The following is a 19,836-nucleotide window of genomic DNA, read 5'->3' as shown; positions in this document are numbered from 1 at the left end:
GAAAGCCTTTTCACAAAGCTGTGCAGGACCGAAGTGATGTCAACGTGCGATCTTACAAATTATAATTATTCTCAGCAACACGACATCCCCCTGCCCTGTACGCTAAATCCCGCCCGCTAGCCTTCGTCTATCTGGGACCTCAGTGCGCGCCGCTTTTGCGCTGCGCGTGGCCTTCACTCCTGGCTGGAAGTCTGCATGCGACGTTTACCCCACACCCGCCGTCGGCTACTGCTCAGTGGCTTGGCCCTGCTGAGCCTGGGCAGTTTGCTGGCCTGGAAGACCCTGCCCTTTGGCGCGCAGCCGATCAGCACAGTCGCCGTCACCCGTGCCGACATCGAAAGCAGCGTGACTGCCCTGGGCACCCTGCAGCCGCGGCGCTACGTCGACGTGGGCGCCCAGGCTTCCGGGCAGATCCACAAGCTGCACGTTGAAGCCGGTGACCAGGTACGCAAAGGCCAACTGCTGGTAGAGATCGACCCGTCCACCCAGCAAGCCAGGCTCGATGCCGGGCGTTACTCGATCGACAACCTCAAGGCACAACTGGCCGAGCAACGTGCACAGTTTCAACTGGCCCAGCAGCAGCTCAAGCGCCAGCGTGACCTGGCGGCCGCCGGTGCGACCCGTGACGAAGACGTGCAGACGGCCGATGCCCAGCTCAAGGTGACTCAGGCCCGCATCGACATGTTCCAGGCGCAGATTCGTCAGGCCCAGGCCAACCTGCGCAGCGACGAGGCGGAACTGGGCTACACGCGCATTTATGCCCCCATGGACGGCACCGTGGTAGCGGTCGATGCCCGAGAAGGCCAGACCCTCAATGCCCAACAGCAGACCCCTCTGATCCTGCGCATCGCCAGGCTTTCGCCAATGACCGTCTGGGCCCAGGTGTCGGAAGCCGACATCGGCAAGGTCAAGCCCGGCATGACCGCCTACTTCACCACCTTGGCCGGCGGCAAGCGCCGCTGGACCAGCACGGTCCGGCAGATCCTGCCGATCCCGCCTAAACCGCTGGACCAGAGCAGCCAGGGCGGCGGCAGCCCGACCAGCGCCACCAATGGCACCACCGGCAGCCAGGTGGTGCAGTACACCGTGCTGCTGGATGTCGACAACCCGGATGGCGCCCTGATGGCCGAGATGACCACGCAGGTGTTCTTTGTCGCCGGCCAGGCCAGCCAAGTGCTGACCGTGCCGCTTGCCGCACTGGACGACAACAATGGCTTGCGCCTCGCCCGGGTACTCAACAGCAAAGGCGAAGTGGAACAGCGCCAGGTCCAGACCGGCCTGAGCGACCGGCTGCGGGTGCAGGTACTTGACGGCCTCAGCGAAGGCGAGCGCCTGGTGATCGGCGCCCCCAGCGTCAGCGGAGGTTGAATGACTACGCCCCTGATCGAACTGATCGACATCCGTAAATCCTACGGCGGCGTCGATACCCCCAAGGTCGACATCCTCCAGGGCATCAGCCTGAGCATCCACCCCGGCGAGTTCGTCGCCATCGTCGGCGCCTCCGGCTCCGGCAAATCGACGCTGATGAACATCCTCGGCTGCCTCGACCGGCCAACCGCTGGCAGCTACCACTTTGCGGGCAAGGACGTGGCCGAGCTGGACAGCGACGAACTGGCCTGGTTACGCCGTGAAGCCTTTGGCTTCGTCTTCCAGGGCTACCACCTGATCCCTTCGGGCTCGGCCCAGGAGAACGTCGAGATGCCGGCCATCTATGCCGGTATCGCCGCCAGCGAGCGGCACGCGCGCGCCACCGCCCTGCTCACCCGCCTGGGCCTGGCCAGCCGCACGGGCAACCGCCCGCACCAGTTGTCCGGCGGCCAGCAACAACGCGTATCGATTGCCCGGGCACTGATGAACGGTGGCCACATCATCCTCGCCGACGAACCCACCGGCGCGCTCGACAGCCACAGCGGCACCGAAGTCATGGCGCTGCTCGACGAACTGGCCAGCCAGGGCCATGTGATCATCCTGATTACCCACGACCGCGACGTGGCGGCGCGGGCGCAGCGGGTCATTGAAATCCGCGATGGCCTGATCATCAGCGATTCGGCCGCCGAGCAGCCACCGCCCCCCACACGCCAAGGGCTGCAGGCCGACGACCTGCGCCAGCGCCTGGGCCGCGGCGCCACCCTGCGCGGGGCCTGGAAAGGTGAACTGGTCGAAGCCCTGCAGGCCGCCTGGCGAGTGATGTGGGTCAACCGTTTTCGCACCGCCCTGACCCTGCTCGGCATCGTCATCGGGGTAGCCTCGGTGGTGGTCATGCTGGCCGTCGGCGAAGGCAGCAAGCGCCAGGTCATGGCGCAAATGGCGGCGTTTGGCTCGAACGTGCTCTACCTCAATGGCAAGCCGGCAACGCTGGGTGAACAGGCCGGCACCATCACCCTCGACGACGTCGCGGCCATCGGCGAGCTGCCACAGGTCAAGCACGTCATGCCGGTGATCGGCGACAAACTGATGGTGCGCCACGGCAACAACAGCCAGCAGTTTTATGTCGGCGGCAACAACATCTGGTTCCCGGAGATCTTCAACTGGCCGGCGGTCGAGGGCACCTTTTACACCGAGGCCGACGAAGCCAGTGCCGCGCCTGTGGCGGTGATCGGCCAGAAGGTGCGGGAAAAGATGCTCGACCCTGGGCGCGACCCGCTGGGGCAATACATCCTGATCGGCAATGTGCCGTTCCAAGTCGTCGGCATTCTGGCCGGTAAAGGCGCCAGTTCCGGCGACCAGGACAGCGACGGGCGCATCGCGGTGCCCTACTCCGCCGCGGCTATCCGCCTGTTCGGCCAGCGCGACCCAGACTACATCGCCGTCGCCGCGCACGACTCCACCCGGGTCAACGAAGCCGAAGTGGCCATTGATCACCTGCTGCGCCAGCGTCACCAGGGCCGTCAGGATTTCGAGCTGACCAACGACGCAGCACTGATCCAGGCCGAAGCACGCACGCAGAACAGCTTGTCGCTGATGTTGGGGGCGATTGCCGCGATCTCATTGTTGGTGGGCGGCATCGGAGTCATGAACATCATGCTCATGACCGTGCGCGAGCGTACTCGTGAGATTGGCATCCGCATGGCCACCGGCGCTCGCCAGCGCGACATCCTGCGGCAGTTTCTCAGCGAGGCCATAATGCTCTCGATGGTTGGCGGCGTGGCCGGAGTCGTCCTGGCCCTGGCCATCGGCGGCGCCCTGATGCTGGCCGAGGTTGCGGTGGCATTCGCCCTGCCAGCCATATTCGGCGCGTTCGCCTGCGCTGTCGTCACCGGCATCGTGTTCGGCTTCATGCCGGCCCGCAAAGCCGCCCGACTCGACCCGGTCAAAGCCCTTACCAGCGAATAATCCATGACCTTGCCAAGCCGTATCAGCCTGTTGACCTTGTGCCTGAGCCTTGCCGCCTGCAACACGCCGCCCACGCCTGACAGCGGAATTGCCGCGCCGCACGCCTGGCAAGGCGAGGCCGCGCCGTCATCCACCCAGCTGCCGTCAGCACAGTGGTGGCGCGCGTTTGCCAGCAGCGAGCTGGACCGCCTGGTCGAGCGCGCCCGGCTCAACGCCTATGACCTCGCGGCCGCCACGGCGCGTGTACGCCAGGCCCAGGCCCAGGCCGTCATCGCTGGCGCGCCATTGCTGCCCGAACTGAACCTGGGCCTGGATGGCAGCCGCCAGCGGCTGTTGAAAGGTGAAGGCAACGACCAACTGGACGTCAGCAGCAGCGAACGCACCAGCACCGCGTTCGACCTGAAACTCAGCGCCAGCTACGAGATCGACTTCTGGGGTGGCCTGCGCGCAGCACGGGCCAGTGCCTTGCGCAGCCTCGATGCCAGCCGCTTCGACCGGCAGACGGTCGAGCTGACCTTGGTCAGCGCCGTGGCCGACAGCTACCTGCAAGGCCTGGCCCTGGAAGCGCAACTGAACATCGCTCGGCTCAACCTGCGCAATGCACGTGACGTGCTGGGCCTGGTCGAAGCCCGCCAGCGCACCGGCTCGGCCACACGCCTGGAACTGGCCCAACAGCGCAGCCTGGTGGCTGCCCAGGAGCGGCAAGTGCCGTTGCTCGAACAGCAGTGGCAAGACAGCCGGGTCACCTTGGCGACGCTGCTCGGCGACCCGGTGCAGGCCCTGCCGCCCAGCCGTGAAGCGTTCGATGCGCTGCAGTGGCCGTCCATTGGCAGCGGCGTCCCCAGCGAACTGCTGGCCCGTCGCCCCGACATCGCCGCCGCCGAAGCGCGGCTGGCAGCGGCCAGCGCCAACGTACAGGTGGCCAGGGCAGCGATGCTGCCCAAGCTGACCCTAGGGGCCAACCTGGGCAGTGGCGCCAATACCTTTGCTCATGTGCTCGACAGCTCTTTTTATACCCTCAGCGCCGGGCTGGTCGCGCCGATCTTCAACAACGGCCGGCTGCGCGCTTCTCGCGACCTGGCCGAGGCCGAACAAGCTGAGTTGCTGGAGACGTACCGAGGCAGCATCCTGGCCGGTTTCGCCGATGTCGAGAAAGCGCTCAATGCGATTCACGGCGTGGACCGCCAACGCCGGTGGCAGGACGAGGAGGTACAGGAGGCGCGCCTGGCTTTCGAGCTGGCCCAGCAGCGCTATGGCGCGGGCGCCGAGACCCTGCTCAGCGTGCTTGAAACCCAGCGCACCCTGTACCTGGCCCAGGATCAGCAGGCGCAGCTGCGCTTGGCACGGCTGCAAGGGAGTGTGGCGCTGTACAAGGCGTTGGGGGGTGGGTGGAAGGTTGAGCGCTAGTGTAGGGCGATGGATTTGCTGCGGGTTCGAGATCGAGCGCCGCCCGCGCGGCGCATCGCAGCACAAGGCTGCTCCATCTGTTTTGGGCCAATTAGTCCTGAGCCATTGGCGCTCGGCCCTTGGGCGGCGCTCGATCTAAAACCCACCGAAAATCCCTCGCCCTACACCCCGATCCCATCCCCAATCCCCCTCAAAGCGACCGCTGCGCCACCTTCAGATTGCGCGCATACCAAGGCCGCTGGGGCACCTTCGGTCGCAACTTGCCGAACAGGTCTTCATCGCTGTAGATGATGCGCAAAGCCAGCTTCATCGTCTCCGGGTCCATCTCGACGCTGCGCCCCGGCCGCAAGCCCGGCACCGTCGAGCAACCATGGGTGTCAGGCCCTAGCCAAGGGTCCGACACTTCGACCCAGCGCCCTGGCGCAAACCAAGGCACGCCATTGACTTCCAGGCGCCGCACCTCGCCGGGGTGAACCCGCTCATGGGCGCGGAACCAGTCCTCGATGCGGTCATCGATCCAGCCATGAAAGTGCCAGAACACCGGGTTTACATGGGATGAAAACGGGTCACCCAGAAAGTCGTTTTCGGCCGCAAACCAACGCGCTGCAAAGTCGTCAGGCGTGCGCGCCGTCGGCACCGGCATGCCGTTGGCCGGGTCACGCGGCACCGAAGCCCAGCGCATGTGCAGCCAGTCATGCAGGCCCAGCTCCACCTCTGAACCGAACTGGCCCAGGGTCAGTGTGCTCAGGTAGTCCGGGTCGCTGTAACGCGACTCCCAGACCTGGAAGTTGCCATGGTAGGTATCCGGGTGCTTGATGTCGCGCACCCACTGGGTGTATTCCGCATCACCACTCGCCAACCAGGTGGGCGGCAAGGCGTTGCCGTCATGGTTGTCCCAATAGCGGGCGAACCCGGCACGGTCGCGCTCAAGCTCCGGTTGTGGCTGCGGAAACCGCGTCCATGAAGGCAGGTCCTGCAAGCCGCGGGCACTGCCAAGCATGTGCCGGTGCATGAAAAAGAAATCCTCACCCGAACCGTTGCGATCCTTGTGCCGGCCGCGCGCGTCACGCTCCCGATCACGCGGCCCCGGCTGCCAGCCCAAGCCGCGCAGGGCGGCTTGCTTGTCTTTGTCCAGCTTGTGCCATTTGTCACGCGAGGAATGCCACAACTGGTGGAACAGTCGGTGCTCCGGGGTGATCAACCAGGCCAGCAGTTGCGGGCTTAACGGCGTGCGCTCGCGCGCCTCGGGGAAGGTGTGTTTCAGCGCCAGAAAGTGGTTGTCTTGCACCGGCAACGACAACGCTCGGTCCAGTGGCGCAATGCGCCCGTTGAGGGTCGCGGGCCCGGCATTGCCGAAGCGGCCCCAGACCTCGTCGATGACGATATGGCATTCGTAGCGGGCCTGCACCTCACCTGGCCGGCTCGAGAACAAGCGCCAGCGTAAAGTGCCCGGTTTGTCTGCCAGCAGGTCGCCCACCACACGGTAACGCGGCTGTTCATCGCTGCGTAGGCGCTCAGGGGTATCCAAGTAGCCGCGCAACGCCCGCCCACTGGGCGCAACATCCAGGAACAGCTCCAGCTCGCCCTCAGGCAACCCTTGCAGGCCCGCGTCCTTGCCCTGCAAGGTCCAGCGCCAGATCCCGCGCAAGGTGTCACCCAACTGCTGCAGGTGCGTATCAGCCCGTTCGACGACCGCCTCGCCGGGGGTTTCCGGAAACGCCTCGGCGGCCCGCTGGCGCTGTACATACAACGCACCGGGCACCACCACGCCCGTCAATGCCACACCGGCGATGAACCCGCGTCGAGAAATCGTCATTGCAACTACCTGTGCATTTATTGCGGCCGTGGAGCACAGCCCGTCCAAGGCTAGAACGTTGTCCACACCGCGAAATTTACCGCTGCCGACGCAGGGGCGCCGCCACGGCTGGCTAAATTTCCACGGGGTGGGCTCGTTCACTCCAGGTAGCGGCGGCCTCTGTGCCCATCCCTCGACGGTGAACCTACTGAGACCAAGATGACGACTCCACGCTGGAAAAAAGCCCTGTTTATCAGCCTGGCCGCGGCCGTGACCGCAGGTGCTGGGTTTACCGCCTGGCACTACTTCACCACGCCGGCCGGCTACTCCAGAGAGGTGGTGCGCCAGGCCAACGACCTGCAGGAACGCATCATCTCGTTCGACAGCCATGTCACCCTGCCGCTGACTTTCGGCACTGAAGGCAGCGAGGCCGACAAGGATGGCAATGGCCGCTTCGACCTGGCCAAGGCCGCCCGCGGGCGGCTGTCTGGCGCCGCGCTGACGATCTTCGCCTGGCCCGAATCGTGGACCGGCGACGATGGCCCGCACCGGCCGACCGCAGGCTTCGTCGAAGCCGCACGCCACACCCAGGACGTGCGCTACAACGCCATCGACGCCATGGTCCGCGACTTCCCCGAACAGGTCGGTATCGCCTACACCCCGCAAGACATGCGACGCCTGCACGGCGAAGGCAAGTTCGCGGTGTTCCTCAGCATGCTCAATGCCTATGCCCTGGGCGACGATATCGACCAGCTCGACCGCTGGGCCGCCCGCGGCGTGCGCATGTTCGGCTTCAGCTACGTGGGCAACAACAGCTGGGCAGACTCTTCGCGCCCGTTGCCGTTCTTCAATGACACCGCCGATGCTTTGGACGGCCTTTCGCCGGTTGGCAAACGCGCCGTACAGCGGCTTAACGACCTGGGTGTGATCATCGATGTGTCGCAGATGTCGAGCAAGGCACTGACCCAGGCGGTCAGCCTCAGCCGCGCGCCGGTGGTGGCGTCGCACTCTGCGCCACGCGCCATGGTCGACATTGCCCGCAACCTGTCCGACAAGGAAATGCAACTGATCAAGGACAGCGGCGGCGTGATTCAACTGGTGGCCTTCTCCACCTACCTAAAGCCACTGAGCGCGAAAACCCAGGACAAACTCAACGCCCTGCGCGCCCGCTACGACTTGCCGCCGCTGGCCAACCTCAACTACGCGCTGATGCCGGGTGACCCGGTCATCGCCGGCTGGCCCGAGCAGAAGGTGGGCCAGTACGCCAACGCGTTGTACGGCATCCTCGACGAAGAGCCACCGGCCACGCTCAAAGACTTCGGCGACGCCATCGACTACACGGTGCGCAAGGTCGGCATCGACCATGTGGGGCTGAGCTCGGACTTCAATGAAGGCGGCGGCATCGACGGTTGGCACGACGCAAGCGAAGCGCGCAACGTCACTGCCGAACTGATCACCCGGGGCTATTCCGAGGCCGATATCGCCAAGCTCTGGGGCGGCAACTTCCTGCGGGTGTGGGAGCAGGTGCAGCACGCCGCGCAACCCGCCACCACTTCGTCCCGATAACCCTGCGAGCGCCTTCATGAACGACCGCCGTACCTTCCTCAAGCAGGCAGGCCTGCTGGCCGCTGCCCTGCCCTTGGCCAGCCAGTTGCTGCCGGGCGCTCAGGCCGCGCCATTACCACCCGCTGGCAGCGACGCCTGGGCCGCCTTTCGCGGCCTGTTCGACCTGGACCCCGCCTACGCGCACTTCGCCAACTTTCTGATCACGTCACACCCAAAGCCGGTGCGCGAGGCCATCGAGGCCTTGCGTGCGAGCTTCGACCGCCACCCGGCGCGCAGGGTTGACTGGGACAGCCAGGCGGAGTGGAAGCACGAGGCCGCAGTGCGTGAATGGGCCGGTCGCTACCTTGAGGTAAACCCCCGACAGATCGCCCTGACCGGCAGCACCACGGAAGGCCTGGGCCTGATCTATGGCGGCCTGAAGCTTGCACCTGGGCAGGAAATTCTCACCACCGTGCACGAGCATTCGGCGGCGCGCCAGACGATGAGTTTCCGCACTGCCCGCGATGGCACGCCGGTGCGCCGCTTGCGCCTGTTCGAGAACCCGTCACAGGTCAGCACCGACCAGGTACTCGGCACCCTGGCTGCGGCCATCAGCGCCAAGACGCGGGTACTGGGCATGACCTGGGTCCATTCGGGTAGTGGTGTGAAGCTGCCGGTGGGTGAGATTGGCGCACTGGTACGCGAGGTCAATCGCCAGCGCGATGAGAACGACCACATTATTTACGTGATCGACGGGGTACATGGCTTTGGCGTTGAGGACATGCGCTTTGCCGACCTGAACTGCGACTACTTCATCGCCGGCACCCACAAGTGGATGTTCGGACCACGTGGCACCGGGATCATCTGCGCGGCCTCCACCGAGCTCAAGCAGCTGAACCCGACCATTGCCACGTTTTCCGAGAATGAAGACTTCGCCACCGTCATGACCCCAGGCGGCTACCATGCCTTTGAGCACCGCTGGGCGCTGGGCAAGGCATTCGAGCTGCACCTGCAGCAGGGCAAGGCGAATATCCAGGCGCGTATTCATGGGCTCAATGACTACCTCAAGCAGCGTCTTGAAGCGGTTGAAGCGGTCGAACTGGTGACGCCGCGCAGTGCCCAGTACTCGGCTGGGTTTACCTTTTTCAGGGTCAAGGGCCAGGATGCGGATGACGTGGCCGGGTATCTCAACAGCCAGCGCATTGTCGTCGATGCCGTGTCGCGTGATGCCGGGCCGGTGGTGCGTACCGCGCCTGGGCTGCTGAACACCGAGGCCGAGATCGACCGCTTGGTCGATGTGCTGGGGCGGCGGGTGCGTAGTTCGTGACGAATGCTGGGGGCGCTTTGCGCCCCAGCGATTCCAACGGTAACTCACCCCCCAACCTTCTTCAGCCAGCCCCCCACATCCTGATAAATCTCCCCCACCTGCCCCACGATCCCGGACATGCGCAAGAAGTCATGGGTCAGCCCCTCGACCCGAGCAAACGTCACCTCGGTCCCCCCCGCCACCAGCCAGTCTCGGTAGGCAAGCCCTTCGTCATGCAACGGATCGTACTCGGCCACGAACAGGTACGCCGGCGCCAATGGCTCGCGCACCGTCGACAGCAAGGGCGACACACGCCAGTCCAGACGCTGCTCCGGCTGCGGCGCATAGTGCTGGTAGAACCACTCCAGGGTAGGCGTTTCCAGCAGGTACCCCTCGGCATGCTCGCGGTGAGAGTCGCGCTGACAGGAAATGTCTGTCACCGGGTAGAACAGCAACTGCGCCAGCGGCTTGAACGCCAGCGCTTCGGGCTGCTCGACGGCCGTGATGGCCAGCACGGCGGCCAGGCTGGCACCGACGCTGTCCCCGGCCACCACCACCCGGCGGTTGTCCAAGCCCAACGCCCCAGCCTGCTCGGCCAGCCAGTTGGCGGCATCCAGCACATCGTGCAGCGCTATCGGAAACTGCTGCTCTGGCGCCAATCGGTAGTCCGGCGCCAGCACCGCGAACTCACCCATGGCTGCCAGGCGGCGGCACACCGAATCATGCGAGTCGAGGCTGCCCACCACATAGCCACCACCGTGCAGGTAGAAGATCACCGGCTGCAAGGCATCGCCTGCGTCACCCGTGCGGTACAGCCGCGCTGGCAGGCTGGCGCCATCGCGCGCCGGGACCTGCAGCTCGCTCACCGCCACGCTGCCGGGCGGGCTTGGGTCGAGCACCTGCGAACTGCCCTCGAACTCGGCCCGGGCCTGGGCCACGTCCATCGCGTGCATGGGCAGGCTTCTGCCCGTCAACCGGCCAAATTCGACCAGCTCCAGAAATCCCGCCAGATCAGGGTGCAATGCCATGTCGGATCCTTGCTTGAACAATATGACTGCTGTCCCTACGGGACGTAGAAGGCCCACCGAAAATTAGCTGTAAGCGCCGCTAAATCGATGGCGGACACACTCGTTATCCCTGCACAACGAAATCCCGTCAGAGGCTAACCGTGGACCTTCAGAGCATCCTCAGCAAACTGTTCGCCAACGCCCATGCCGTCGGCATCGAAGGCGTGTTCCAGTTCGTCTTCGGCCCGGACCGTGCCTTCTGGTCGGAAGTGCGCGACACCAGCCGCACCGGCGCAGGCCGGCACAGCACCCCGGATGTCACCATCGAGGTGGCCGAGCGCGACTTCCTCGGCATCATGGGCGGCACGGCTAACGTCGAGGAGCTGTTCGCCAGCGCACGCCTGAAGATCACCGGCAACATGGGCCTGGCCACCTTGCTACCGCAAATCATCAACAACGCCCGCAAAGGCACCGCAGCGACCAAGGTGGCGATGAACCAGCGCTACCCAACGCCGGCACGCCTCAGCGAGCGGGTCTCGGCCGCGCTGGCGGTGCAGCGCGAGGTGCAGCGCATTGCCCGGGCAGACATGCCCCTGCAACGGTTTCAAAGCGACTACCTGGCGCACGGCATACCGGTGGTGCTCAGCGATGCCCTGCAGGACTGGCCACTGTTCACCATGGGCCGCGAAGCGTCACTTGAGCATTTCGCCGAACTGCAAGGCATTACCCGGCACGGTGACTACGTCAAGAAAACCTTCTCTACCGACCGCGACTTCCGCTCGACCTCCATGGCCGACTTCATCGCCTCGCTGGACACCCCGGCCAAGCCTGGCGAAACGCCGGCCTACATGGGCAACAACATCGTCCCGGAAAAACTCCTGACCCTGATCCGCTTTCCGGACTACTTCGAGCGCCAGCGCTTCATCTCGCCACGCATCTGGATCGGCCCAAAGGGCACCCTGACGCCCCTGCACCGCGACGACACCGACAACCTGTTCGCCCAAGTGTGGGGGCAGAAGTCGTTCATCCTGGCTGCGCCCCACCACCGTGCGGCGCTGGGCACCTGGTCGACCAGCCCCAAGGGCGGCCTGGACGGCTGCGATTTCAACCCCGACGCACCGGACTACCAGCGCTTCCCAGCCGCGCGTGACGTGCCGTTCCTGCGCGTGGTGCTGCAGGCCGGTGACCTGTTGTTCCTGCCTGAAGGGTGGTTCCACCAGGTGCAGTCGGTGTCGACGTCGTTGTCGGTGAACTTCTGGGTGAATTCCGGGCGCGGCTGGTAGCCGCACCTGCGGGGTTAATTTGCAGTGGCGTCGGCTCGTTCCTAGAGAAACCGCTTGCAAGAGGACTCCCGCATGGCCAACCCCACCCGCCTGTCCCAGGCGCTGCAGCAAGGCTTGCGCCGGCTGGTCAAGGGCCGCTCGCCGAGCACCAGCGCCTACCGCGTGTTCGACCTGGTGCTGGCCCGGCGCATCAGCCTCAGCCCGTCGCTGACGCGCCTGGTCTTCACCGGCCCCGATGTTGCCCAGATGTGCACCTTGGCCCCTGACCAGCGCGTAAAGCTGTTCTTCCCGGCCCCCGATGGCTCGCTGCCGAGCCTGCCGAACGAGCTGCACTGGAAGGCCGCGCACAGCGCCCTGCCGCCAGCCCAACGCCCACCGATGCGTACCTACACCATTCGAGACTTGCGCCGGGAAGCCCTGGAGGTCGATGTCGATTTCGTGTTGCACGGCGTCAACGGGCCTGCCTCGGCCTGGGCCACCCACGCCCAGGTGGGCGATGGCCTGCAAATGGTTGCCCCCAATCTGGCCTATGCCGGTGACCCGGGCGGTTATGAATGGAAGCCGCCGCAAGGCGTACGCAATGTTTTGCTGATAGGCGATGAAACGGCGCTACCGGCCATCGCCGGCATTCTTGAGCAATTGGCCGACATGCAGCCCGAGCTTGCGGTGCAAGCCTTTATCGAGGTGCCCCTGGAGGCCGACTGCCTGGCGCTGCGCCACAGCGCCGCCGCCCACGTGCACTGGCTGCCCCGCGAGCTGCTGCACTGCGAGCATGGCCAGGCCATGCAGCATGCCGTGCGCGAACTGGCCGGACTGCCGGATGGCAGCGTCGCGCCCCGGCTGAAACTGGAAGAGGTGGACATCGACACGCGCATCTTGTGGGAACAGGCCAGCACACGCCACAGCGCATTCCATGCCTGGGTGGCGGGCGAGTCGGCGACCGTGATGGATATCCGCCGGTACTTGATCAAGGAACGCGGATTGCCGCGAGACTGCCTGACGCTGATGGGGTATTGGCGGGCCGGGCGCACATTCGACTGATGCAGTAATGCTGGGGGCGCTGTGCGCCCCCGGTAATGATCAGACAGCAGCCCTGAGGGCTTCGGCAAACCGCTGCGCCACATCGTCGATCTGCTCGCCACTGATGATCAACGGCGGCAGGAAGCGCACGACCGCGCCATGGCGCCCACCCAGCTCCAGGATCAGGCCACGCTTGAGGCACTCACGCTGCACCTTCGGCGCAAGCTCACGGTTGGCCACCGGGTGGCCCAGGGCATCGCGCTGGCCCTGCGGGTCGACCAGCTCCACCCCAAGCATCAGCCCACGCCCACGGACATCACCCAGTTGCGGGTAATCCCGCTGCAGGTGAAGCAAATGCTGACGCAGGCGCTGGCCCATGGCCTCGGCATGCTCGGCCAGGCGATGTTCGACCAGGTAATTAATCACTGCGGAACCTGCGGCCATGGCCATCAGGTTGCCACGGAAGGTGCCAGCATGGGCGCCCGGCTTCCAAGTGTCCAGCCAGTCCCGATACACCACCACCGCCAGCGGCAGGCTGCCGCCAATTGCCTTGGACAAGGTCACCACGTCCGGCACGATACCGGCATGCTCGAAGGCGAACATCCGCCCGGTGCGGGCGAAGCCGCTCTGGATCTCGTCGACGATCAGCGCCACCCCCGCTTGCTCGGTGATCCGCCGCACGCCCTTGAGCCACTCGATATCGGCCGGGATCACCCCGCCCTCGCCCTGCACCACTTCAAGAATCACTGCCGCCGGCAGCGGCACACCGCTTTCTGGGTCGAGCAGCAGGTTTTCCAGATAATGCAGGTTAGCCTTCACCCCCGCTTCGCCACCCAAGCCGAACGGGCAACGGTAGTCGTACGGGTACGGCATGAACTGCACACCGTTGCCCAACAAGGCGCCCAACGGCTGCTTGGGCCCGTGGCTGCCCATCAGGCTCAGCGCACCTTGGCTCATGCCATGGTAGGCACCTTGGAAGGCCAGCACGGTGCTGCGCCCCGTGGCGCCGCGCACCAGTTTCAGCGCCGCCTCAACGGCATCGGTCCCGGTCGGGCCGCAGAACTGCACCTTGGCTTCCCGGCGCAGCGCCTCGGGCAGCACGCCGAACAGGTCCTGAACAAAGCGGTCCTTGACCGGCGTGGTCAGGTCGAGGGTGTGCAGCGGCAGTTCGTCGGCCAGTACACGCTGGATCGCCTCGATCACCACCGGGTGGTTATGGCCCAGGGCCAAGGTGCCGGCACCGGCCAGGCAGTCGATGAACTGACGGCCTTCGACATCTTCGACATGGATGCCACGGGCGCGCTTGAGCGCCAACGGGATGCGCCGCGGGTAGCTGCGGGCGTTGGATTCCTGTTGCTGCTGGCGTTGCAGCAAGGGCGAATCGGTGAACGCGTACAGGGGTTGCGGCGCACTGGCCGGCAAGACCTGGGCAAAGCTGGAAGCGGTCGACATGGGTAGATCCTCGCAAGCAAGCGAAAGTGCCCCGCCACGCCCCTGTAAGCAGATGTGTGCGGGTAGTTGTCGCTTGGAGAACGCTTCAGCGCAAGGAGGATTTAGCGGTTGTTGTGGGATTTTTACAGCCTGGGCCGGCCAATAGGCCGGCCCAGGCCAGCAGATCAACGCCCCGAACGCGCCGGTACCTGCAACAGCACCCGCAAGCCATCGCCACGGCTGTCGAAGCGCAGGCTGCCGGCACAGCGTTGGACGATTGCCTGGACGATCGCCAAGCCCAACCCACACCCGCCACTCTGGCCGTTGCGCCAGAAACGCTCGGTCAGGTGCTGCAGGTCTGCTTCGGCAATGCCCGGCCCGTGGTCGCGCACCATGAAGCCCACCTGGCCGTCAGTCATCTGCACCTCCAACTCCACCGCGCTTTCGCCACCATGGCGCAGGGCGTTGTCCAGCAGGTTGCGCAAGGCCGCAACTGCCAGCGGCGCGGGCATGCCTAGGTAGATTTGCGTGGCCTCCTCGGGCAGGCGCAATACGATGCGACGGTTATCGCCACCGCCGGCATCCTGCACCGCCTGGCGGGCGACCTGCTCGGCGCTGCACTGCACGCCATCCTCGAACGACAGGCTGCCTTCCACACGCGCCAGCATCAGCAGTTGCTCAAGCGTGCGGTGCATGCGGTCGGTACCTTGCTCGGCATGCTCCAATGCCTGTTCACGCACCGCGCCGTCGGTCATCCGCGCCACCTGCAGGTGAGTCTTGATCGCCGTCAGCGGGCTGCGCAGCTCGTGGGCGGCGTCATCGGTCAGGCGCCGCTCGCGCTCGATGGTCTGGGCGATCCGCAGGAACAACTGGTTCTGCGTGTCCAACAGCGGCTGCAGCTCGCTGGGCAGGCCCGCCACCTGCAGGGGCTCGACGCTGTCGGCGCGCCTTCGACGCAAGGCGTCGCGCATCCGGTTGAGCGGCTCCAGGCCCTTGCCCAAGCCGATCCACAACAGGCCGAGGCTGCCGAGCAAAGCCATCAGCACCGGCGCCGAGGCGGCCAGCAGGATCGATTGGTTGAGGGACTCGCGCTCCATGTGGCGGTCGGCGGTGGTGATGCGCACATCGCCGTGGTTGTAGGTGAACGTACGCCACAACGCGCCGTCGATGGTCTGGTCACGGAAGCCGCTGCGCTGGTCATCCATGGCGCCATCATGCTTGTGGTTGCTGGCCAGGATCTCGCCGCGCAGCGAGCTTACCTGGCACGCCATGCCATCCGGCACGCTGAACTGGTCGGCGGAAAAGTGCGCGTCCTCGCCCTTGGCCGCCAGCGGCTGCGGCAACTGGTCGATCAAGCCGGCCACCATGCGTGCCGAGGCCACCAGGCGCTGGTCGAGGGAGAACATCATCTGCTGGCGCAGGTCGCGCAGCATCCACGCGGCAGCCAGTACCCAGATAATCACGAAGGCGCTGCCCAGGATCAGGCTCAGGCGTACCCGCAGGCTCATGAAGCAGCCTCTTCCGGTGCTTGCGCCGGGCCAAGCCGGTAGCCCAGGCCGCGCACGGTCTCGACGATACCGTTGCCAAGTTTGCGTCGCAGGTGGTGGATATGCACGTTGAGGGCGTTGCTTTCGACCTCATCGCTGAAGCCGTACACGCAGTCCTTCAACTGCTCGCTGGACAGCACCCGCCCAGGGTTCTGCAGCAATGCCTGGAGCAGCGCCTGCTCACGACGGGACAGATCGACCGGCTGCCCGGCCAGGAAGGCTTCGCAGCTGCTAGGGTCGTAACGCAGCGGCCCATGCTCGATGACATTCACCGCGCGCCCGGCCACCCGGCGCAGCAGGGTGTGCAGGCGCGCTGCCAGCTCGCGCAGGTCGAACGGCTTGAGCAGGTAGTCGTCGGCACCGGCTTGCAAGCCATCGACCCGGTCGGTGACCGCATCGCGGGCGGTGAGCACCAGCACAGGCAGGGTCTCGCCCTGCTGACGCAAGCGCCGCAACAGCTTCAGGCCATCTTCGTCGGGCAGGCCGAGGTCGAGGATCATCACATCGAACTGCGCGGCCTGGAGCATCGCCCGCGCACCTGCGGCATTGGCTACCCGGTCCACGGTCAGGCCCTGGGCGGTGAGGCCGGCGCAGATGCCGCTGGCAATCAGGTCATCGTCCTCGCAGAGCAGAACGTGCATGGTGGGGGCTCCGGGGTAAGTGAGGCAGATACTGCACCACGGGTGGATTAAGAGGGGATTATGGACCTTGAGCGTGCGTTTAGGCGGATGTAGGACCGGGTTAACCTTGGGTTAATCGACCCAGGCCAGCATGGCCCACTTCATCGTATAGCCAAGGCGAAGACATGCGCGCCCTCTTTCTGTTCCTGGCCCTCCTGCTGGCCGGCCCCCTGCAAGCCAACCCGTTCGAGGTCAAATCCGACTTCCTGCCGGTCGACCAGGCCTTTGTCCTGAGCCACGACCGCCAACCCGACGGCCAGATGCGCCTGTTCTTTCAGATCAAGCAAGGCTACTACCTGTACCAGAAGCGCCTGAAGTTCGACGGCCTGAGCCCCGAGCAGCAGCCACAGCTGCCCCCCGCGCTCAACCACCATGACGAATTCTTCGGCGACAGCGCGGTGTACCGCGACCAGCTCGAACTGCTGATCCCGGCCAGTGCGCAAGGCCAACTGCGCCTGGGCTGGCAAGGCTGTGCCGACGCCGGCCTGTGCTACCCACCGCAGACCACTGCCATCGACTTGGGCGGCAGCGTGGCCCCCGCCGCCGATCAGGCCAGCGACCAGGCCTTGGCCAGCAACCTGCGACAGGGCAACCTGGCCTGGGGCCTGCTGGCCTTCTTCGGCCTCGGCTTGCTGCTGGCCTTTACCCCCTGCTCGCTGCCGATGCTGCCGATCCTTGCCGGGCTGGTGCTCGGCAATGGTGCCAGCGCCCGGCGCGGCTGGCTGCTGGCCGGGGTCTACGTGCTGAGCATGGCGTTGGTGTACGCCGCCCTGGGGGTAGTTGCCGCGCTGCTCGGCGCCAGCCTGCAGGCCTGGTTGCAGCAACCCTGGCTGCTGGGCAGCCTGGCGGTACTGTTCGTATTGCTGGCGCTGCCGATGTTCGGCGCCTTCGAGCTGCAGTTGCCCGCTGCCCTGCGCGATCGCCTCGACCGCGCCGGCCAAGGCACCCGCGGCGGCAACCTGTACGGCGCAGCATTGCTCGGGGCGCTTTCTGGCTTGCTGCTCGGCCCGTGCATGACCGCACCGCTGGCCGGCGCGCTGTTGTATATCGCCCAGAGCGGCGACGTGCTGCAGGGTGCGCTGGTGCTGTTCAGCCTGGGCCTGGGCATGGGCGTGCCGCTGCTGTTGCTGGTGACCCTGGGCAATCGCTACCTGCCACGCCCTGGCGCATGGATGAATCGGGTCAAGGGCGTGTTCGGCTTCGTGTTCCTGGCCATGGCCCTGTACACCGTGCGCAGCCTGCTGCCAGAAAGCCTGCTGCTGGCCCTGAGCGGCGCCTGGCTGATCGCCTTGGCCTGGGCCGCCTGGCCGGCCCTGCAACGGTTGCCGGCACTGCGCGCGGTGCCGTTGCTGGGCGCGCTCTGGGGTGCCCTGTTGCTGGTCGGCGCGGCCGCCGGGGGGGATGACCTCTGGCAACCCCTGCGCCCGTTCGCCGGGGGTGCCGCGCCTGCGGCCGGGCAGCACGCCGAGGATGCCTTTGTCACCGTCAACCGCCCCGAGGACCTGCAACGCGAACTGGAGGCCGCCAAAGCCCGTGGCCAGTGGGTGATGGTCGACTACTATGCCGACTGGTGCGTGTCGTGCAAGGTCATGGAAAAAAACGTCTTCACCCGCGCCGACGTGCAAGCCAGCCTGGCCGGCGTGCAACTGCTGCGCCTGGACGTGACCGCCGACACCCCGGCGAGCAAGGCATTGTTGCAACGCTACCAGGTACCCGGCCCGCCCAGCATCATCTGGGTCGGCCCGGAAGGCGACGAACGCCGCGCGCGGCGCATCACCGGTGAAGTGGATGCCGCCGCGTTCCTGCAACACTGGACCCAGACCAGGAGCCAAGGCTGATGCTGACCGTAACCCTCGGGCCACTGACCATGGCCCTCAACCACCTGCTGATGCTCACCGCCCTGGTGATCGCCAGCGTGGTCGGCTGGTGGGTCGCCCGACGCGGTGGCGAAAGCCCGGAGTCGGCCCTGTTCAACCTGTTTCTGATCGGTGTGCTGTGCGCGCGCCTGGGCTTCGTCGTGGCCTACTGGCCGATGTACCAGGATGACCTGGTGCAGGTCATCGACATCCGCGACGGCGGCTTCCTGTTCTGGTCTGGCCTTGCCGGCATCGTGCTGGCCGCGCTCTGGCAAGGCTGGCGTCAACCAGGCCTGCGCCGCCCGCTGGGCTGGGCATTGTTCAGCGGCGCGTTGTTCTGGGGCCTGAGCAGCCTGGGCAGCCACCTGTACAGCAAAGGCACCGAGCTGCCTGAGCTGAGCCTGCGCAACGCCGGCGGGCAGACCGTGGCGTTGCACAGTTACCGCGGCAAGCCACTGGTCATCAACATCTGGGCCACCTGGTGCCCGCCGTGCCGGCGTGAGATGCCGGTGCTGCAACAGGCCCAGGGCGACTATCCCCACGTGACTTTCCTGTTCGTCAACCAAGGTGAAACACCCGAGAACGTCAGCACCTTCCTCGCCACCACTGGCTTGAGCCTGACCCACGTGCTGTTCGACGGCGCCGGGCAACTGGCCCAGCGCGTCGGCTCGATGGCCCTGCCCACCACGCTGTTCTACGACAGTGATGGGCGGCTGATCGGCAGCCACCTTGGCGAGCTGTCCCGGGCCAGCCTGCGCCATGCCTTGGAACCTTTCGACCGGGCCACCGCGCCCACCCCTGCCGCACAAGGAAACTAACATGCGATTGACTGCACTACTGCCCCTGTCCCTGGCCCTGCTGGCCGCCCCGCCCTTGCACGCCGAAGACGCACTGCCCAAGGCGATCCAGCAACTACAAGCCAAGGGCGCCGTGATCAAGGGCAGCTTCGACGCCCCCGACGGCCTGCGCGGCTACGCCGCCGAATACCAGAACAACGGCATCGCCCTGTACCTGACGCCTGATGGCAAGCATGTGTTGGTCGGCAGCTTGTTCGACGAACAAGGCCAAGACCTCAGCGCCGCACCGCTGGACAAGCTGGTGTATGGGCCGATGAGCAAGGAAATCTGGGCGAAGATGGAGAAAACCGCCTGGATCGCCGACGGCAAGGCCGACGCCCCGCGCAAGGTGTACCTGTTCAGCGACCCCAACTGCCCGTACTGCAACATGTTCTGGGAACAGGCGCGGCCGTGGGTCGAGTCGGGCAAGGTGCAGCTGCGCCACATCATGGTTGGCATCATTCGCGAGGACAGCCCCGCCAAGTCGGCGGCATTGCTGGCGGCAAAAGACCCGGCCAAAGCATTGGCAGAGCACGAGAAGGCCGGCAAGGCCAGTACGCTCAAGCCGCTGGAGAAGGTGCCAGAGGCCGTGCAGCAGAAGCTGGCGGCGAACATGGCGTTGATGGAAGAAATGGGGCTGCAGGCGACCCCGGCGATTTTCTACCAGGATGAGCAGGGTAACTTGCAGAGCCAACAAGGGGCACCGCGGCCGGAGCTGCTTGGGAAGATTTTGGGTAAGCGCTAGCGCATGTGTTGAGTTTTGCAGTGGGGCAGAAATCGAGCGCCGCCC

At 65.8% G+C, this 19,836-nt stretch carries 15 protein-coding genes; 10 read left to right on the top strand and 5 right to left on the bottom strand.

Annotation, left to right across the window (positions count from 1 at the left end; all coding sequences use genetic code 11):
- Positions 1–195: 195 nt before the first annotated feature.
- Genes GIB19_RS23170 through GIB19_RS23160 form a run of 3 tightly spaced genes read left to right on the top strand, consistent with a single transcriptional unit; the run spans position 196 to position 4,740 of the window.
- Entirely contained in the window at positions 196–1,368 is a 1,173-nt protein-coding gene (locus GIB19_RS23170) for an efflux RND transporter periplasmic adaptor subunit (RefSeq protein WP_099428715.1), read from the top strand.
- Positions 1,369–3,333 carry a MacB family efflux pump subunit gene (locus GIB19_RS23165; protein WP_274888160.1) on the top strand — a complete coding sequence of 655 codons (1,965 nt, stop codon included), beginning with the start codon at positions 1,369–1,371 and terminating at the stop codon, positions 3,331–3,333.
- Between the two features lie 3 nt (positions 3,334–3,336).
- Positions 3,337–4,740: an efflux transporter outer membrane subunit gene (locus GIB19_RS23160; protein WP_274888159.1), complete on the top strand. Its 1,404-nt coding sequence runs from the start codon at positions 3,337–3,339 to the stop codon at positions 4,738–4,740.
- Between the two features lie 190 nt (positions 4,741–4,930).
- Here GIB19_RS23160 and pvdP read toward each other — a convergent pair whose 3' ends face one another.
- Positions 4,931–6,556, bottom strand: a complete 1,626-nt coding sequence (pvdP, locus tag GIB19_RS23155; protein ID WP_274888157.1) for a pyoverdine maturation tyrosinase PvdP — start codon at positions 6,554–6,556, stop codon at positions 4,931–4,933.
- A 198-nt stretch (positions 6,557–6,754) separates the two neighbouring features.
- Between pvdP and pvdM the strand changes: the two genes are divergently transcribed.
- Both pvdM and pvdN read left to right on the top strand, forming a co-directional pair.
- A complete protein-coding gene (pvdM, locus tag GIB19_RS23150; protein WP_274888156.1) occupies positions 6,755–8,101 on the top strand; it encodes a pyoverdine-tailoring dipeptidase-like protein PvdM in 1,347 nt (448 codons plus the stop codon).
- Positions 8,102–8,117: 16 nt separating this feature from the next.
- On the top strand, positions 8,118–9,407 hold the full coding sequence (gene pvdN, locus GIB19_RS23145; protein ID WP_274888155.1) for a pyoverdine-tailoring periplasmic protein PvdN: 1,290 nt from the start codon (positions 8,118–8,120) through the stop codon (positions 9,405–9,407).
- 44 nt (positions 9,408–9,451) lie between these two features.
- On the opposite strand, the gene GIB19_RS23140 is transcribed toward pvdN, so the two are convergent.
- Positions 9,452–10,414 carry an alpha/beta hydrolase gene (locus GIB19_RS23140; RefSeq protein WP_274888154.1) on the bottom strand — a complete coding sequence of 321 codons (963 nt, stop codon included), beginning with the start codon at positions 10,412–10,414 and terminating at the stop codon, positions 9,452–9,454.
- 140 nt (positions 10,415–10,554) lie between these two features.
- Between GIB19_RS23140 and GIB19_RS23135 the strand changes: the two genes are divergently transcribed.
- Complete coding sequence (locus GIB19_RS23135) at positions 10,555–11,676, top strand: cupin-like domain-containing protein (RefSeq protein ID WP_099428710.1); 1,122 nt, start codon at positions 10,555–10,557, stop codon at positions 11,674–11,676.
- Positions 11,677–11,748: 72 nt separating this feature from the next.
- Positions 11,749–12,717 carry a siderophore-interacting protein gene (locus GIB19_RS23130; RefSeq protein ID WP_274888152.1) on the top strand — a complete coding sequence of 323 codons (969 nt, stop codon included), beginning with the start codon at positions 11,749–11,751 and terminating at the stop codon, positions 12,715–12,717.
- A 39-nt stretch (positions 12,718–12,756) separates the two neighbouring features.
- On the opposite strand, the gene GIB19_RS23125 is transcribed toward GIB19_RS23130, so the two are convergent.
- The 3 genes from GIB19_RS23125 to GIB19_RS23115 all read right to left on the bottom strand — a co-directional run bounded on the left by GIB19_RS23125 (position 12,757) and on the right by GIB19_RS23115 (position 16,315).
- Positions 12,757–14,148: an aspartate aminotransferase family protein gene (locus GIB19_RS23125; RefSeq protein ID WP_274888151.1), complete on the bottom strand. Its 1,392-nt coding sequence runs from the start codon at positions 14,146–14,148 to the stop codon at positions 12,757–12,759.
- A 164-nt stretch (positions 14,149–14,312) separates the two neighbouring features.
- Positions 14,313–15,635, bottom strand: a complete 1,323-nt coding sequence (locus GIB19_RS23120; protein WP_274888149.1) for an ATP-binding protein — start codon at positions 15,633–15,635, stop codon at positions 14,313–14,315.
- A complete protein-coding gene (locus tag GIB19_RS23115) occupies positions 15,632–16,315 on the bottom strand; it encodes a response regulator (protein WP_027592904.1) in 684 nt (227 codons plus the stop codon). The genes GIB19_RS23120 and GIB19_RS23115 overlap by 4 nt, the downstream gene beginning before the upstream one ends.
- Before the next feature lie 164 nt (positions 16,316–16,479).
- On the opposite strand from GIB19_RS23115, the gene dsbD reads away from it, so the two are divergent.
- The 3 genes from dsbD to dsbG are packed head-to-tail and all read left to right on the top strand — an operon-like array spanning position 16,480 to position 19,791.
- On the top strand, positions 16,480–18,192 hold the full coding sequence (dsbD, locus tag GIB19_RS23110; protein WP_099428707.1) for a protein-disulfide reductase DsbD: 1,713 nt from the start codon (positions 16,480–16,482) through the stop codon (positions 18,190–18,192).
- On the top strand, positions 18,192–19,028 hold the full coding sequence (locus GIB19_RS23105) for a TlpA family protein disulfide reductase (RefSeq protein ID WP_099428706.1): 837 nt from the start codon (positions 18,192–18,194) through the stop codon (positions 19,026–19,028). Before dsbD ends, GIB19_RS23105 begins: the two co-directional genes overlap by 1 nt.
- A gap of 1 nt (position 19,029) precedes the next feature.
- The gene (gene dsbG, locus GIB19_RS23100) at positions 19,030–19,791 is read left to right on the top strand and encodes a thiol:disulfide interchange protein DsbG (protein WP_099454857.1); all 762 of its coding nucleotides are present in this window, start codon (positions 19,030–19,032) and stop codon (positions 19,789–19,791) included.
- Positions 19,792–19,836 lie beyond the last annotated feature (45 nt).

The organism is Pseudomonas sp. ITEM 17296 (assembly GCF_028895205.1).
GTDB lineage: Bacteria > Pseudomonadota > Gammaproteobacteria > Pseudomonadales > Pseudomonadaceae > Aquipseudomonas > Aquipseudomonas kermanshahensis.
The sequence above is the reverse complement of the archived record's forward strand: the minus strand, read 5'-3'. Positions and strand labels throughout refer to the sequence as shown.

Excerpts from the sequence above, each read along its gene's own strand:
- GIB19_RS23115 (WP_027592904.1), bottom strand. The coding sequence starts at position 16,315 with ATGCACGTTCTGCTCTGCGAGGACGATGACCTGATTGCCAGCGGCATC.
- GIB19_RS23170 (WP_099428715.1), top strand. The coding sequence starts at position 196 with ATGCGACGTTTACCCCACACCCGCCGTCGGCTACTGCTCAGTGGCTTG.
- pvdM (WP_274888156.1), top strand. The coding sequence starts at position 6,755 with ATGACGACTCCACGCTGGAAAAAAGCCCTGTTTATCAGCCTGGCCGCG.
- dsbG (WP_099454857.1), top strand. The coding sequence starts at position 19,030 with ATGCGATTGACTGCACTACTGCCCCTGTCCCTGGCCCTGCTGGCCGCC.
- GIB19_RS23165 (WP_274888160.1), top strand. The coding sequence starts at position 1,369 with ATGACTACGCCCCTGATCGAACTGATCGACATCCGTAAATCCTACGGC.
- GIB19_RS23160 (WP_274888159.1), top strand. The coding sequence starts at position 3,337 with ATGACCTTGCCAAGCCGTATCAGCCTGTTGACCTTGTGCCTGAGCCTT.
- GIB19_RS23140 (WP_274888154.1), bottom strand. The coding sequence starts at position 10,414 with ATGGCATTGCACCCTGATCTGGCGGGATTTCTGGAGCTGGTCGAATTT.
- GIB19_RS23105 (WP_099428706.1), top strand. The coding sequence starts at position 18,192 with ATGCTGACCGTAACCCTCGGGCCACTGACCATGGCCCTCAACCACCTG.
- GIB19_RS23130 (WP_274888152.1), top strand. The coding sequence starts at position 11,749 with ATGGCCAACCCCACCCGCCTGTCCCAGGCGCTGCAGCAAGGCTTGCGC.
- pvdN (WP_274888155.1), top strand. The coding sequence starts at position 8,118 with ATGAACGACCGCCGTACCTTCCTCAAGCAGGCAGGCCTGCTGGCCGCT.
- dsbD (WP_099428707.1), top strand. The coding sequence starts at position 16,480 with ATGCGCGCCCTCTTTCTGTTCCTGGCCCTCCTGCTGGCCGGCCCCCTG.
- GIB19_RS23125 (WP_274888151.1), bottom strand. The coding sequence starts at position 14,148 with ATGTCGACCGCTTCCAGCTTTGCCCAGGTCTTGCCGGCCAGTGCGCCG.
- pvdP (WP_274888157.1), bottom strand. The coding sequence starts at position 6,556 with ATGACGATTTCTCGACGCGGGTTCATCGCCGGTGTGGCATTGACGGGC.
- GIB19_RS23120 (WP_274888149.1), bottom strand. The coding sequence starts at position 15,635 with ATGAGCCTGCGGGTACGCCTGAGCCTGATCCTGGGCAGCGCCTTCGTG.